Origin of the sequence: Massilia sp. Root335, from assembly GCF_001425685.1 — a bacterium.
Classification (GTDB): domain Bacteria; phylum Pseudomonadota; class Gammaproteobacteria; order Burkholderiales; family Burkholderiaceae_D; genus Telluria; species Telluria luteola.
In genome coordinates this window covers 554,099-569,379 of record NZ_LMCY01000003.1, presented here as the reverse complement: position 1 = coordinate 569,379, position 15,281 = coordinate 554,099, and the positions used below count along the sequence as shown (strand labels likewise).

Annotated in this window: 9 protein-coding genes; 6 read left to right on the top strand and 3 right to left on the bottom strand. The window is 66.6% G+C overall.

Annotated elements, in window-relative coordinates; translation table 11 throughout:
- The 4 genes from ASC93_RS02890 (at position 1) to ASC93_RS02875 (ending at position 3,918) form a co-directional block, all read left to right on the top strand.
- Positions 1 to 555, top strand: coding sequence for an NADPH-dependent FMN reductase (locus ASC93_RS02890; protein ID WP_056436595.1), 555 nt, complete (start codon positions 1 to 3; stop codon positions 553 to 555).
- Positions 545 to 988 carry a VOC family protein gene (locus ASC93_RS02885; protein ID WP_056436592.1) on the top strand — a complete coding sequence of 148 codons (444 nt, stop codon included), beginning with the start codon at positions 545 to 547 and terminating at the stop codon, positions 986 to 988. The genes ASC93_RS02890 and ASC93_RS02885 overlap by 11 nt, the downstream gene beginning before the upstream one ends.
- A complete protein-coding gene (locus ASC93_RS02880) occupies positions 985 to 1,878 on the top strand; it encodes an ion transporter (RefSeq protein WP_056436589.1) in 894 nt (297 codons plus the stop codon). The genes ASC93_RS02885 and ASC93_RS02880 overlap by 4 nt, the downstream gene beginning before the upstream one ends.
- A 90-nt stretch (positions 1,879 to 1,968) precedes the next feature.
- On the top strand, positions 1,969 to 3,918 hold the full coding sequence (locus tag ASC93_RS02875; protein ID WP_056436587.1) for a bifunctional diguanylate cyclase/phosphodiesterase: 1,950 nt from the start codon (positions 1,969 to 1,971) through the stop codon (positions 3,916 to 3,918).
- An 8-nt stretch (positions 3,919 to 3,926) separates the two neighbouring features.
- Here ASC93_RS02875 and ASC93_RS02870 read toward each other — a convergent pair whose 3' ends face one another.
- Both ASC93_RS02870 and ASC93_RS02865 read right to left on the bottom strand, forming a co-directional pair.
- The gene (locus tag ASC93_RS02870; RefSeq protein ID WP_056436584.1) at positions 3,927 to 7,931 is read right to left on the bottom strand and encodes a hybrid sensor histidine kinase/response regulator; all 4,005 of its coding nucleotides are present in this window, start codon (positions 7,929 to 7,931) and stop codon (positions 3,927 to 3,929) included.
- 14 nt (positions 7,932 to 7,945) lie between these two features.
- A complete protein-coding gene (locus tag ASC93_RS02865; protein WP_162251784.1) occupies positions 7,946 to 10,684 on the bottom strand; it encodes a TonB-dependent receptor in 2,739 nt (912 codons plus the stop codon).
- A 259-nt stretch (positions 10,685 to 10,943) separates the two neighbouring features.
- On the opposite strand from ASC93_RS02865, the gene ASC93_RS02860 reads away from it, so the two are divergent.
- Positions 10,944 to 11,477 carry a phasin family protein gene (locus ASC93_RS02860; RefSeq protein WP_229412580.1) on the top strand — a complete coding sequence of 178 codons (534 nt, stop codon included), beginning with the start codon at positions 10,944 to 10,946 and terminating at the stop codon, positions 11,475 to 11,477.
- Positions 11,478 to 11,500: 23 nt separating this feature from the next.
- Here ASC93_RS02860 and ASC93_RS02855 read toward each other — a convergent pair whose 3' ends face one another.
- Positions 11,501 to 12,742: an acyltransferase family protein gene (locus tag ASC93_RS02855; RefSeq protein ID WP_056436574.1), complete on the bottom strand. Its 1,242-nt coding sequence runs from the start codon at positions 12,740 to 12,742 to the stop codon at positions 11,501 to 11,503.
- 377 nt (positions 12,743 to 13,119) lie between these two features.
- Between ASC93_RS02855 and ASC93_RS02850 the strand changes: the two genes are divergently transcribed.
- On the top strand, positions 13,120 to 15,270 hold the full coding sequence (locus ASC93_RS02850; RefSeq protein WP_082547713.1) for a hypothetical protein: 2,151 nt from the start codon (positions 13,120 to 13,122) through the stop codon (positions 15,268 to 15,270).
- The last annotated feature ends 11 nt before the right edge of the window (positions 15,271 to 15,281 follow it).

Genomic DNA, 15,281 nt, shown 5'->3' with positions numbered 1-15,281 from the left:
ATGGCAACTCGCAAGATCGCAGTACTCGTCGGCAGCCTGCGCAAGGACTCGTTCACCCGCAAGCTGGCCAGGAGCCTGATGCTGGTGGCGCCGCCCACGCTCGAACTGGAGATCGTCGACATCTCCCAGCTGCCGCTGTACAACCAGGATGACGAGACCGAGACCCCGCCCGCCACGTGGACCGAATTCCGCAACCGCATCCGCGAAGCCGACGGCGTCCTGTTCTGCACCCCGGAATACAACCGTTCGCTGCCGGGCGTCCTGAAGAACGCCATCGACGTCGGTTCGCGCCCGTATGGCCAGGCCGCGTGGACGGCCAAGCCGTGCGCCGTCGTCAGCAACTCGCCGGGCGCCCTGGGCGGCTTCGGCGCCAACCACGCCGTGCGCCAGTGCCTCGTCTTCCTCAACATGCCGTGCATGCAGTCGCCCGAAGCGTATATCGGCGGCGTCGGCGCCAAGTTCGACGGCGACAACCTGACCGACGAGGGTTTGAAAACCTTCCTGCAGCAGTTCATGGAATGCTTTGCGACGTGGGTGGAGCGCCATGCCGACTGACTTCGTCCGCACGCCCATCGCGATCCGCGAGATCGACCACATCGTGCTGCGCGTCGTCGACCTCGCGCGCATGCTGCAATTCTATGGCGACGTGCTGGGCTGCCGCGAAGTGCGGCGCCAGGACGAGATCGGCCTCGTGCAGCTGCGCGCCGGCAGCTCGATGGTCGACCTGATCCCCGTCGACGGCAAGCTGGGTGCGGCGGGCGGCGCCGCGCCGGGGCCGGAAGGGCGCAACGTCGACCATTTCTGTTTCCGCGTCGAGCCGTTCGACGAAGCCGCGATCCGTGCCCACCTGGCCGCGCACGGCATCGAGGCCGGGCCGGCCGCATCGCGTTTCGGCGCCGAGGGCGAAGGACCGTCGATCTACCTGCAGGACCCGGAAGGCAATACGATCGAGCTGAAAGGGCCGCCCACCTCGCCGCACGGATCATGACGCACGAGGGCGACGACGGCGACGGCGCGCGGGCATACGTGCCGCAGTCGCCCGCCGAGTACGGGAAGCCGCCGGCCGGGCTGCGGCGGCGCATGTACGACGTCATCTTCGAGGCCGACACGCCGGCCGGCCGCCGCTTCGACATCGCCCTCGTGCTCGCGATCCTGCTCAGCATCCTCGTCGTCGTGCTGGACAGCGTGCCGTGGCTGCACCGCGACCACGCCACGCTGCTGAACGGCCTCGAATGGGGCTTCACGGCGCTGTTCACGGCCGAATACGCGGCGCGGCTCGCGTGTGTGCAGCGACCGTGGCGCTACGCCACCGGGTTCTACGGCGTGATCGACCTGCTGGCCGTGCTGCCTTCGTATTTCTCGCTCCTGATGCCGGGCACGGAACTGCTGCTCGACATCCGCATCCTGCGCCTGCTGCGCGTCTTCCGCATCTTCAAGCTCACGCTCTACATCGAGGAATACACGCGCCTCGGCGAAGCGCTGTCCGCCAGCCGGCGCAAGATCCTCGTGTTCCTGTCCGTCGTGCTGATGGCGATCCTGATCCTCGGCACGATCATGTACGTCGTCGAGGGACCGAAGAACGGCTACACGAGCATCCCGGTCGCGATGTACTGGGCGACCGTGACGATGACGACGGTGGGCTATGGCGACATCACGCCGCACACGAACCTGGGGAAGGCCATCGCGTCGTTCATGATGCTGCTCGGCTGGGGGATCCTCGCCGTGCCGACCGGGATCGTGACCGCCGAACTCTCGGCGCATCGCAACGATCGCCGCCGCGGCGCGGCGCGCCCCGCGCGCGCCTGCGCCGCCTGCGGCAGCAAGGGCCACGAGGCCGATGCCAGGTTCTGCAAGGATTGCGGGGCGGCACTGTCCTGAAGTCTTCGTTGTCTCGATGTCAGAATTTGTTAGAATCTAGTTGCAAGCGTGTGTCCCTGCGAGTGTTGTTGTCAGTGGACGGATTCGATTATGGCGATCTCTGTCGTGCCACCGGATGTGGACACCCCAACCGTCCTGATCGTCGACGATACGCCCGCCAATGTCGGCATCCTGGTGGAGTATCTCGAAGGTCGCCGGGTTCGGGTGGCGGTCGCGCAGGAAGGCGAGGAGGGATTGGCGCGTGCCGAATTCGTCCAGCCCGACCTGATCCTGCTCGATGTGATGATGCCCGGCATGGACGGTTTCGAGACCTGCCGCCGCCTGAAGGCCGCCGCCGGCACACGCGACATTCCAGTCATTTTCATGACCTCGCTGTCCGAGACCCACGACAAGCTCTCGGGCTTTTCGGCCGGCGGCGTCGACTACATCACGAAACCGTTCCAGCTCGACGAAGTGTGGGCGCGCGTCACGACGCACCTTGCCCTGCGCAGCGCGCAAAAGCGCCTGGCCCAGCAAAATACGCAGCTGCAGCAAGAAATTGCCATGCGCCGGCGCGCGGAAGCGGACTTGCAGGCCGCGAACGATGCGCTCGAAGCGCGGGTGGCCGAACGCACCGCCGAGCTGGTCCGCACCAATGCCAGCCTGGAGCAGAAGATCGCCGAGTACAACCAGGCGGAGCGGCGGATCGACTACATGGCGCACCACGACGCCCTGACCGGGCTGCCCAACCGCCTGCTGCTGGAAGACCGGATCAACCAGGCGATCGCGCAGGCGCGCCGCCACCAGCATGAAATGGTCGCGCAGCTGCACATCGACCTGGACCACTTCAAGACCATCAACGATTCCCTCGGCAACCAGATCGGCGATCGCATGCTGCAAGCGGTCGCCACCCGGCTCCAGCAATGTACGCGTGAAGGCGACAGCCTCGGCTGCCTGGGCGGCAATGCGTTCGGGGTCTGCCTGTCCGCCCTGCCGACCAGTAACGACGCCGCGCTGGTGGCCAGCAAGGTCCTGGATTCCCTCAGCCGGCCGTTTGCCGTCGACGGCCACGAGCTGCACGTCAGTGCCAGCATCGGCGTCAGCCTCTTTCCGTCCGATGGCGGCGACGCCTCCGCGCTGCTGCACGCGGCCCATGCGGCCATGTACAAGGCCAAGCAAAAGGGGCGCGGGAACTACCAGTTCTTCACGGCGGCCCTGCACGAAGCGGCCAGGCGGCGCATGGCGGCGACCAACCAGTTGCGCCAGGCGCTCGCCCACGACGAGTTCTCCGTGTACTACCAGCCCCAGGTGGACATGGAAAGCGGGCGGATCTTTTCGGCCGAAGCGCTGCTGCGCTGGACGCCGCCGGGCAAGGCGCCGCGCTCCTGCGTGGAGTTCATCGCCATTGCGGAAGAGACCGGCATCATCGTGCCGATCGGCGAATGGGTGTTGCGCCAGGCTTGCGCGCAGCTCAGGCGCTGGCGCGACGGGGGGCATCCCGAGATGCGGATCGCGGTCAACCTCTCGGCCCGGCAGTTTGCCCAGGCCAATCTGACGAACTTCGTGGCGCAGGTGCTCGAGGAAACGGGCATCCCGGCCGATGCGCTCGAGCTCGAAATCACCGAAAGCGTGACGATGCAGCCCAGCGACGACAATATCGCGGTCCTGCACCAGCTGAGCAATATGGGCGTGCAGTTGTCCATCGACGACTTCGGCACCGGCTATTCGAGCCTCGCCTATCTGCAGAACTTTCCCATTCACGCGCTCAAGATCGACCGCTCGTTCGTCATCGGCATCAACGAGGAAACGCACGATGCCGCGATCGTCGCCGCCATCATCGCGATGGCGCACAGCCTGCACCTGAACCTCATTGCGGAAGGGGTCGACAGTGCCGAGCACGTCTCCTTCCTGACGGCGCACGGCTGCCTGGCCGCGCAGGGGTTTTATTACAGCCAGGCGGTGCCGGCCGAAGCCTTGACCGCACTATTGGACCAAAGGAGTTTGACGCCGACGGCGGACGGCAAGGGAAACGCGACGATGCGCCGGAGCCTGTCGAAATAAGCGGCGCGTCATTGCTGCGGATTCCCGGTCCGCAGCGCGCCGTGCGCCGCGCGACACCGCTCGACAAGGGCGAGAATGGCTTTCGACTGGTAGCTTTCCGCCAGCGCGCGCAACTGCTGGGCGAAGGGGGCATAGCGTGCGTCCAGGTCATTCAGGTAGTCGGCCCGTGCACACAGGCTTTGCATATTGCCCGCCCGCGCGAGCTGGTACAGCGTCTCGATCTCGTCCGGCGGGGGCACGATGACGTCGGCCGCCTGTCCGGGCTCCCGGGCTTCCGGCGCCCGTTCCGGGGCGGTGATCCACGCCAGGGACAACAGGTCGCCCATGGTCTTCAGCAGCAGATCGTTGTCGATCGGCTTGGGCAGGAAGGCGTCGGCGCCCGCCGCGTAGCATTGCGCTTCGTCCTCGCGGGTGGCGCTGGCGCTGGACACGATGACGGGTATCCCGGCGCGCTGCGGGCGCTGCCGGATCCTGCGCGTCGCTTCCCGCCCATCCATCACCGGCATCATCACGTCCATCACGATGAGGTCGGGGTCGATGGCGTCGAGCAGATCGAGGCATTCCTGGCCGTTCCCGGCGTCGAGCACCTCGAACCCCAGCGGTCGCAGTGCATCGATCAGGAGGACGCGGTTCTGCGCCAGGTCGTCCACCACGAGTACCCGCTTGCGCGGACCTTGATACCCGACGATCTGCGGGGCGGGCAGGACGGCGCGCGCCGCCGGGACGGCCGGCAGGTCCAGCTCGAACCGGAACAGGCTGCCCTTGCCCGGCTGGCTCGCGACCTCGATATTCCCGCCCATCATGCGAATCAGTTGCTGGCTGATGGCGAGGCCCAGCCCGGACCCGCCTTCGCGCCGCCGCATGTCGCCGGCCTGTTCGAAGCGCTCGAAGATGCCCGCCATCTGTTCGCCGGTCATGCCGACGCCGCTGTCGGCCACTTCGAAGCGCAGGCGCACCATGCCGGCGGGGGCGGCAACCTTCAGCACACGCAGGCTGACCTCGCCGTGGTCGGTGAACTTGACGGCATTGCCCAGCAGGTTCAGCAAGACCTGGCGCAAGCGTTTCTCGTCGACCGTCACGGCGGCCGGCACGTCCGGCGCCACGCACCTGAACGACAGGTGCTTCTCCTTGGCCTTCACGCGGATCATCTGCGTCACCAGGTCGAGCAACGCGGCGAGGTCGCAGTCGGTCGGATACAGGCTCAGTTTGCCGGCCTCGATCCGCGCCAGGTCCAGGATGTCGTTGATGAGGTTGAGCAGGTGCTGGCCGCTCTGCTGGATGGTCGCCAGGCCGGCGGCCTGGCGCCCGCTCAGCTGTTGGGAGTCGCGCCGCAGGATCTGTGCATAGCCGAGGATCGCGTTCAGCGGCGTGCGCAGTTCGTGGCTCATATTGGCCAGGAAGGTGCTCTTGACCTGGTTGGCGATTTCCGCCTTTTCCTTGGCGATCTGCAGGTCGTGCGTGCGCTCGTCGACGATGCGTTGCAGCTTGCGCGCCTGCGCCTGCAACTGGCGCACGCGCATCCGGTAGAGCGCGTAGGTCAGCGTCAGCGCCAGGACCGCCATCAGCACGCGGAACGTCCACGTCTGCCACCACGGCGGGGTGATGGTGATGGCGAGCGCCGCGCCGGTGTCGTTCCAGACCCCGTCGTTATTGGACGCCTTGACGCGGAAGACGTAATTGCCGGGAGACAGGTTGGTGTAGGCCGCCTCGCGATGCGCGCTGTCGACATAGGTCCAGCCCCGGTCGAAGCCTTCGAGCTGGTAGGCGTACCGGTTCTTGGCGGGCCAGCGGTAATTGAGGGCGGCAAACCGGAATCCGATGCTCGACTGGCGGTAATCGAGCGTGACGGCCTTGGCGAGGTGGACGCTGGTGGCGAGCGGGGAGTGGGGGCCGGCAACGACCTTGTGCTTGAACAGCGATAACTCGGTGATGTACACCGGCGGCGCATCCGGATTGTCCCTGAAGGAATCCGGATGGAAGCTGGTCAGGCCGTCGGTGGTGCCGAAATACATGGTGCCGTCCGCGGCGCGGTAGGCCGAATGGTTCCAGAACTGATTGCTGGGCAGGCCGTCGCGCGCATCGTAGACCCGGATCTTGCCGGAAGACGGCGCGATGCGCACCAGGCCCTTGTCCGTGCCGGCCCAGATATTGCCCTGGTCGTCCGGTTCGAGCGACATCACATAATTGCTCGGCATCCCTTGCTGCACCGTGTAGGCGGTGAACCTGCCGCTGTGCGCAGCGTAGCGGTTGACCCCGACGTCGGTCGCGACGAGGATCGTGCCGTCGGGCAGCTCGGCCAGGTCATTGGCGATCTGGGTGCTGAGGCCGTCCCGTTCCGTAAAATTGGTGAACTTGCCGCTGGCGGGATCGAAGCGGCTCAGGCCCGCGTCGGCCGCCACCCAGATCGACCCGTCCCGGGCCGCCAGCACCGCATTCGTCAGGTTGCTGGCCAGGCTGGCCGGCGCGGCCGGGTCGTGGGTATAGATGGTCAGCACCTTGCGCTTCGGGTCGAAGCGCTGCAGCCCGACGCCATAGACCGACATCCAGAGGATGCCGTTGCGGTCGATCGCCAGGTCGCTGATGGTGCTGTCCGACGTGGCCCCCTGCGGTGCGTACCGGCTCAGCGCGACCCGCTCGAAACTGTCGGTGCGCTCGTCATAGCGGTCGAGGCCGGCTCGGGTCGTCAGCCAGACCGTGCCGTCGGCGTCGACGACGATGGCGGTGATCGCCACCTCCGACAGGCTGCGCGGGTTGCCGGGCTCCGGCAGGTAATGGCGCGACGTGCGGGTGGCCGGGTCGTAGCGCACGGCGCCCGCGTCCTCGCTGACGGTCCACAGGCGCCCGTGGCGGTCGGTCGCCATGCCCGACACCAGCATGCGCCCGGACGTCGAGGACAATCCCGTCTGCTGGAACATGGAGTGGAAGCGCCCGGATTCCTCGTCGAAGCGGACCAGGCCGTTGAAGGTGGCGATCCACAGCGCGTGATCGCGCGACTCCGTCATGTATTCCGTCATGTTCGACGCCACGCTCAACGGGTCGCCCGGATCGTAGCGGTAGTGGATGAATTTGCCGGTGCGCGGGTCCATGCGGTGGATGCCGCCGCCCCAGTGCGACGTCCAGAGCTGGCCGCGGCTGTCGCGCATCACCTTCAGCACCGCATTGTTGGCCAGGCTGCCCGGGTCGTTGGGATCGTGCCGGAACAACGTGAAGGTGCCCGCCCGCGGATCGAAATGGTCGAGACCGCCATCGGTAGCGATCCACAGCGTGCCGTCGGCGTCGAGGAACAGTCCCTCGACCGAATCGTTGGCCAGCGAGTTGGGGTTGCGGTCGTCGTGGCGGTAATGGCTGAACTTGCCGGTGGCCGGATTCAGCCGGTCGAGTCCGCCGCCATAGGTGCCGACCCACAGCATGCCGTCCTTGTCCTGCACGACCTGGGTCGGGATCGGATTCGCCAGGCTGTCGGGCCGCAGCGGGTCGTGCCGGTAGACCGTCGCCACGCCCGTCTTCGGATCGAGGCGGGACAGCCCGCCCTGGCTCGACACCCACATCATGCCGTCCCGGTCCTCGAACGCGAACCAGACGTTGTTGCCGGCGATGGTATCCGGCTTGCGGTCGTCGTGCCGGAAGAATGTGAATCGCTCGGTGGCGAGGTCGAGTTTCAGCAGCCCGTTCCCCCACGAGCAGAACCACAGGTTGCCATCCCGCGAATGGGCGATGGTCTGGTAGAACTGGGCGACGCTCCGTTTGACGTCGGGCGGCACCGGGCGATAGACGGTGAAGTCCGAGCCGTCGAATTTCGCGATGCCGTTGCGGGTGGTCACCCAGATGAAGCCGTACTTGTCCTGCGCGACGTCGAAGGCCACGTTGTTTGCCAGGCCGTCGCTGACGCCGAAGCGCTGGAACGCTTCGGTATAGCGCGTCGTGCCCCCGGCACCCCACGCCGGCAGGGCCGTCAGCATCGCCACGATGACCCATCCGTATCCGGTCGGGTGCTTGTCGCGGTCTGCATGCATAGGGGCTCCGGTGTTCAGAAATCGTGTTTCAGACCGACGTTGAAGGTTCGGCCGATCGCACCGCTCAGGTGAAAGGACGGATTGAAATTCAGGTTGATGTAGGCACTCGGGTCCAGCGGCGCGATACGGTCGAACACGTTACCGATGGAAACGTACATCTCGGTGTGCTTGCCGAACCGGTGGCTGCCGTGGAGGTCGACGGCGGTGAACGACGCGACCCGGCAGCCGGCCGGCGCCGGCGCGCCGTCGGCGAACTGGTTGAAGCAGGGGGCGGCGAGGTTGTCCTTGTTGAGGTAGCTGCCGATGTACGACACGGACGCGGACAGGCGGTTGGCCGCGCGTTCCCAGCTCAGCACGGCATTCACCCGGTTTTTCGGCGTGCCCGTGTTGCCGCTGACGACCATCGGCCCATGGGTGCCCGCATAGTCGACCGTCGGTCCCCCGGCAAACTGCTTCTTGTAATAATCGAGGTAGGTCCACGTGAGCCTGGCGCCCAGCGTGCCGAAGCGGCCGATCGGCCGGCGGTGGCTGACGTCGACATCGATCCCCTGCAGCCGCGAGCGCGAGTTGTTCTGGAAGGGCGCGCTCACCTCGAGCACATTGCCCTGGGCATCGCGCACGACGGACGCGCCCTTGAACGCCGCGCTGTCGGCCAGGATGGCGTACGGATCGGCGCCGTTGATCTCGTCGCTGCGTTCGAGCCACCAGTACGTCGCGCCCACGGTCGTCGCGCGCCGCGGCTCGTAGATGGCGCCGAGGGTCACCATCCTCGACGTCTCGGGTTTCAGGTCGGGATTGCCGATCGTCCTGACGACGCTCAGGAAACCGTGCCCGGCCAGGTCGAGCGCCGCGGCGTTCGTATTGGCGGCGCCCTGCTCGACTTCGTTGGGCGCGCGGAATCCGGCGGCATAGGTGCCACGCAACACCAGCTGGCGCCATGGGGTCCACTTGACGCCGAACTTGGGTGTGACCGATGTCTCCGAATCGCGCACCTTGTCGACGCGCACCGCGCCGTCGAGTTCCAGCTGCCTGGACACCGGTGCCAGGGCTTCGGCGAACGCCGAGGCCACCGTCTGCTTGCCGCTGTAGACATAGTAGGGCCAGCCGACGATGTCGCCGGTATCGGTGTACGGCGGGGCGGGCGCGTCCAGCGTTTCGTGCCGGTATTCCGCACCGACCGACAGCGCCAACGGGCCGCCCGCCAGCGCCATCAATGCGCGCGAAGCCTTGAAATCGAGCATCGTCAGCGTCGACACGTTGTCGGTCGAGATCTCGGGCGACAAGGCTTGATAGAACGCGGGCGGGTTGAGGCCGGCATTGGCGCCGAGGCGGTAGTAGCCGAACGGCCCCGTGCCGGCCAGCCCCGCCCGCAACACGCTGTCGCGGATGAACCCGCGCAGGACCCGCGTGGTCGTGGTGCGGCCATACAGCAGGCCCGTGTCGTAGCGCCAGCCGGCCCACTCGCCCCCGACACCGACCAGCGCGCGCCAGACCGTGCTGTCATGCTCGAAGCTGCGCGGCCCCGCATCGGCGGTCAGGTAGCTGAGCAAGGCGTCGGCGCCCAGCGGGTTGTCCGGGTGCGCAGCCGGCAGCGGCAGCCGGGTATTGTCCTTCACCGCATCGGTGGCGGGATCGATCCACAATTCGTTGACGCCGGTCGGACCGAAGACCCACGTCGACCTCGTATCGGATGCAAACCTGCCGAGCTCGACATAAGGCTCGACATTGCCCGCCAGCCGCATCGTCCCGCGCAGGTAAAGATTCAGCTTCCTTTCCTCGGGCAGGACGGCGCCGTATTCCCTGACGCGGTCGTAGGGACAGCCGCCCAGGCCGGCGGGCAGGGCGATGGTCGACGTACAGCCCGGCAATTGCCGCCACGCGAGGGGCCCCGTCGCCGGGCTGACCGCGCCGAAGCGGTTCGGGTTCGCCGTCCCGCTCGCATTGTCGAACCAGCCGCCGATATTCGGGCCGATGCCGCCCGCCGTGAAGCCATAGCCGTACGGCCGCAGGTCGCCGTTGCCGATCCATGCGCGGCCGGTCCTGTCTCCGCTGGGCACGCCGTTCCGGCGCGAGGCTTCGACGTTGGCGAACACGTTGTAGCCGTCGGTGTCCAGGTTGCCGGTGCCGCCCGTCAGGCTGGCGCGCGGCATGGCGCCGCCGCCGCCTTCCGTCCATCCATAGCTGACGTCGGCCGACGCGCCCTGGTACTGCTTGCGCAAAATAATGTTGACGACGCCGGCGATCGCATCGGAACCGTAGATCGCCGAGGCGCCGTCTTTCAGCACTTCGATGCGGTCGACGACATCGAGGGGAATCGCGCTCAGGTTGACGAACGTGCGCTGCACGTCGTCGGCCAGGCCGTAGTGCACCATCCGGCGGCCGTTGACCAGGACCAGCGTGGCATTGACGGCCAGCCCGCGCAAGGCGACGCCGCTCGATCCCATGGCGAATCCGCTGACGTTGCCGAGGCCGATCGACCCGTTGTTGTCGACCGTGAGGGCGCGCACCACATCGGACAGGTTCGTCTTGCCCGACTGCGCGATGTCCGCGCGCGTGATGATGTCCACCGGCGACGGGGTTGCGGCATCGGTGCGCATCAGGCGGGTGCCGGTGACCTCGACGACCGCCGTGCCGCGCGCACCGCCGGCCGGTGCCTGGTCCGCCTGGGCACACGCAAGCGCGGCCCATGACACCAGGCTCGTTGCGAGTGTGAACGCGGCAATGTTCCGGAGAGTCAGTTGATGCTTCAACATGTGCCCCTCGTCGTTGAACGATACCGATGACGGCGCGATGCAGGTCATTATAGTCCGCGTTCGTCAATACGCGCTTTGGGGTCCGCGATCGCCGCCGCCTGGACGCACGCAAGCCCGCGCGATTAGTCCAGATCAAATGAAGTCTGCCTCGCGACCTTAGTCTGTGAGCTTCGTGCCGCGGCGGATGCTGCGGCCCGTTCAACCGACTCTTTTTGCGAGGCACACCATGTATCCATTTCCACAAACGATCGCGCCGGCGGTGCGAACCCATATCGATGCCCAGACCGCATTCCTGAACGACATGTCGAAGTCGCTGTTCAGGTCATTCCAGCAGATGTGCGACCTGAACATCCAGCTGGTGCAGACGATGCTGGAGGAAACGACGCTGGCCAGCAAGCACGTGCTGAGCACGGATCGCCAGTCCGAGCTGCTGAGCGCCGCCGCCGCGCGCACCCAGCCCGCGGCCGACAAGCTGCGCGCCTACCAGCAGCACATTGCGCGCCTGGCGGCCGATGCCCAGGTCGAGATGGCCCGCGTCACCGAACAGCACGTCCAGAACACGACCCGCACCGCCCGCGCCCTGGCCGACGAGGTGGCCCGCGACGCCACCGAGCAGACCGAGCGCGGCCTGCGTGCCCAGCAGGAAGCCGCGCGCCAGTTCAGCGATCCGTTCATGCGGCCGGGTAACGGTGCCGCCCAGCCGCAATCCACATCCCAGCAACACGTGCCGGCGGGCGCCCAGCAGGCCGGCCAGCAGGGTGGCCAGCAACAGCGTTCCGCCACCACGCACTGACACCGCATTGCGCGGCGCGGCGGTCAGGCCGGCGCGGTCGCGCCTGCTGCGGTGCCGACTGCCGTGCCTGCTGCCGTGCCTGCTGCCTCGGCCGGGGATGCCGTCGGGGCACGCGGCCCGAGGCCGAACAGGGGCCGCAGCAGCGGCACCCGGCGCACGATCTCGAAGCCGGTGAAGCTGAGCACCGTCACGAGCACGACCAGCAGCATGGCTTCCAGGCCGGGCGCGCGGTGCAGGGCTTTCAGCGCATGGGCCAGCACGACGATCAGGGTCTGGTGCAGGATGTAGACGGGGAACACGGCCTCGGTCAGGTAACGCCGGGCCGGGCCGTCGCGGTCCAGGTGGCGCTGTGCGAAGCCGCACGCGGCCAGGATCGCGCTCCACGCCATCAGCACATACACGGCGCGCATCGGATAGACGAGCAGCTCCCAGCGCGTGCCCGCGATGGCGCCGTGGTCCAGCGCGTACCAGATGATGATGGCTGCCCAGCCGGCCAGGGCGAGCGCCAGGCCCGGCCAGCGCACCCCCGCGACACGCGGCCAGATGCCCGGCACGCGCGCCATCAGGGCGCCGAGCAGGAAGACGGTCAGGTAGTGCGCATGGTTGTACCAGTCGTCGATGAGCGCATGGGTGATCGGAAAGCGGTCCAGCATGATCATGCGCGCCAGCGCGAGCACGGCGGCCGGCAGCACGACGAGTTTCCAGCCCGTCAGCGCATGGCCGAGGCGGGCGGCGAGGCGGTCGAAGCGCGGCCCCAGCGCCAGCATGAGCAGTGCGAGCACGACCGTGTACGCCCACAGGTAGGCGACGAACCACAGGTGGTTCCAGGTCGGCAGGATCAGGCAGCCGTCCTTGCAGAAGCCGTGGTAGCCGTGCACGTATAAACGCATGAAGTCGCCGTAGCTGCCCGCATAGCCGAGCTTTTCGATGACTTCGCAATACGACTGCGGCGGCACGATGACGAGCATGCCGAACACCAGCGGTATCAACAGGCGCCAGCTGCGCTTGCGCAGGAACACGAGGGGTTTCAGCTTCGCCAGCATGCAGCTGGACGCGACGCCGGACACGAGGAACAGCAGCGACAGGCGCCACGGCGACGACAGCGCCATGTACGGTTCGAGGAATTCGCTCGCATGGGGGCTCTTCACGTGCCAGTCCCACGTCACGTAATACATGCCGACGTGGTAAAGGATCAGCAGGAAGAAGGCGATGATGCGCACCCAGTCGAGGAAGTGATAGCGCGGCAGCGGGCGGGTAGTCGTCATGATGGATCGTCCGTGGTTGGTTGTGGAGATGACGACGTCAGACTAGTGGTCCGCGTTCGCACGGGCGAGCGGAATGTGGCGAGGCGGGAGCGGGGCGGGGCGAGCCGGACGACGCCCGCGGCGTGGTCGCTGGGGCAGGCAATCCGATCTTCAGGGCGAGGCAATCAGGCAAAAAAAAGCCCGCACGGGGCGGGCTGAATCTATTTTCTTGGAGGAAGATAGAGGAGACGGTTCGGATTATCCGGGGATGGCGGAAATAAATCCAATTGGGATTTCACATATCGATTATATAAACCGCAAATGATGCGGCTGAGCTGCCGCAGCCGTCGCAATAATTGGTGACTATTTCGGATATGCATGCGATCTAGAATGGCGGCATGAATAAGCCTATTGCCACATTCCCCTTGCGCCACCTCACCCGCGCGCTGTCCATCCTGTTCATGGTGATACCGCTGGCGCACGCCAGCGATGCGAGCGATCTCGTCGACAAGGACTGGATCGAAATCGACAGTCCGAATTTCCGGGTCGTCACGGAACAGCCGGAAGCCGTCGCGCGCCGGATGATCGTCGACCTGGAAAACCTGCGGTATATCTCGAATCGCGTGCGCGGCGCGCAGTCGCTGGACGGGCCGCCGCTGACGATCGTGGCGATGGGCAGGAGCAGCTTCTCGACACTGGGCCTGCACAAAAACCTGGCCGGCGTATTCAGCCTGTCGCGCTACGGTTACGCGGCGCTGGCCAGGATCGAAGATTACGCCACGTCGGCCGATACGAGCGATTGGGCGCGCGCGACGATCCTGCATGAGTATCACCATTTCCTGATGCATTATTCGCCCGAAACGACGTCTTATCCGCGGTGGTATGACGAAGGGATGTCCGAATACTGGTCGTCGCTGGTGATCCAGGACGGCATGGCGTGGTTCGGCCATCCGGTGGAAGGCAGCGGGCGCGAAGCGTGGCTGGTCGACCGGATGGGCAGGGTCGATCTCGACACGAAATGGCTGTTCAATACGACCAGGCTGAAATTCGACGAGACAAGGAGCGGCACCGCCGATACGGCGCGCTTCTACGCCCGCGCGAAATACGCGATCCATTACTTCAATTCGAGCCCCGAGCTGCGCCGGCAACTCGCCCATTATCTGCGCTTGCATAATATGGGGTTGTCCGAGGACCAGGCCGTCCGTTTCGCATTCAAGAAGTCTTATGCTGAACTCGACAGCGACATGCGGAATTATGTGCAGCGCCACCTGACGGCGCGCGGTTTTTCGACCGGCAAGGACGGGCTCGATCTGCCGCAAGTGCCGGTGAAGGTCACCAAACTCGATCGTGCCGCCACCTATGCCGTGCTGGCGGACGTGGTGCCGCGCTTCGCGAAGGGCGACCGCAAGGTGGCGAAGGAGCTGATCGAGACCAATCTCAAGCTCCATCCGGACGATGCGAAGGCCAACGCGATCGCCGTCAATCGCGGCGTCGTCGACGATGGCATGGCGCGCCTGGCGACGCTGCTGCAACGCTACCCGAACGATCCCGTGCTGCTGGCCGCACGCGCCGAAAGCCTGCGCATGACGGCGGTCGCCATGCGCGACACCGGGACACCGGGCTGGGAAGCCTTGCTGGAGGAGGCGCGCCCGCTGTATCGCCGCGCCATCCAGGCGGACCCGGGCAATTCGCTGGCCTACTATGGCCTCGGTTACCTGTACACGCTGGCGCCCGACAGCGGGCCGGCGCAGGAAGGCATCGCTGTCCTGGACACCGTGGTCATCTATGAACCGGCGCCGGGCAGTTTCCGCGCGCTCGCGCAACTCTACCTCCGGAACCATGCGTTGCCGGAAGCGCTCAAGAGCATGCGCAGCGCCGTCGCGTTCGGCGCCGCGGGCGACCATCCGCTCGACGCGCTGTGGATGGAAAACCTGGAACTCCTGGCCGACATGGAGAGCAGCGCGACCCCGGCGGGCGCGGGATTGCGCTACAAGAGCGAGGCCGTGTACGAAGGCGCGCTGGCCGATGGCAAGCCGCACGGCAAGGGCAAATGGACGCGCCTGAACGGCAGCTACTACGAAGGCGATTTCGTGCACGGCCTGCCGTCGGGCCACGGCAAGCTGGTGAGCGAGCGGGGCGTCGCGTACGAAGGCGAATTCGTGGAGGGCATGGCGCACGGAAAAGGTCGCATCACCTTCCCGGCCGACAGCAAGATGGTCTCGTATGAAGGCGGCGTCGACGCCGCGCTGCCCGCCGGGGCCGGCGTCCTCGTGACGAAGGAGGGCCGGCTGGAGACGACGTTCCTGCGCGGCGAGGCGCATGGCGAGGGCACCTTCGTGCCGGCCGGCGGCAGCGCACCGATTCGCGGGAAATGGCTGTACGGCGACTATCAATGGCCGGCAGCGGACAATGTCGTGTTCACCGGCGGCATCGATGCGGACGGCCGGCGCCACGGCATGGGCTGGTGCCACGCGGCGGCGTCGCCGAAGATCGAACCATGCCGCTACAAGGACGATCGCCGGGTTGCCGAGGACGCGGAGGACGACTGACTACATCGCGG

Coding starts and splice junctions, on each gene's coding strand:
- ASC93_RS02890 (WP_056436595.1), top strand. CDS start 1: ATGGCAACTCGCAAGATCGCAGTACTCGTCGGCAGCCTGCGCAAGGAC.
- ASC93_RS02885 (WP_056436592.1), top strand. CDS start 545: ATGCCGACTGACTTCGTCCGCACGCCCATCGCGATCCGCGAGATCGAC.
- ASC93_RS02880 (WP_056436589.1), top strand. CDS start 985: ATGACGCACGAGGGCGACGACGGCGACGGCGCGCGGGCATACGTGCCG.
- ASC93_RS02875 (WP_056436587.1), top strand. CDS start 1,969: ATGGCGATCTCTGTCGTGCCACCGGATGTGGACACCCCAACCGTCCTG.
- ASC93_RS02870 (WP_056436584.1), bottom strand. CDS start 7,931: ATGCATGCAGACCGCGACAAGCACCCGACCGGATACGGATGGGTCATC.
- ASC93_RS02865 (WP_162251784.1), bottom strand. CDS start 10,684: ATGTTGAAGCATCAACTGACTCTCCGGAACATTGCCGCGTTCACACTC.
- ASC93_RS02855 (WP_056436574.1), bottom strand. CDS start 12,742: ATGACGACTACCCGCCCGCTGCCGCGCTATCACTTCCTCGACTGGGTG.
- ASC93_RS02850 (WP_082547713.1), top strand. CDS start 13,120: ATGAATAAGCCTATTGCCACATTCCCCTTGCGCCACCTCACCCGCGCG.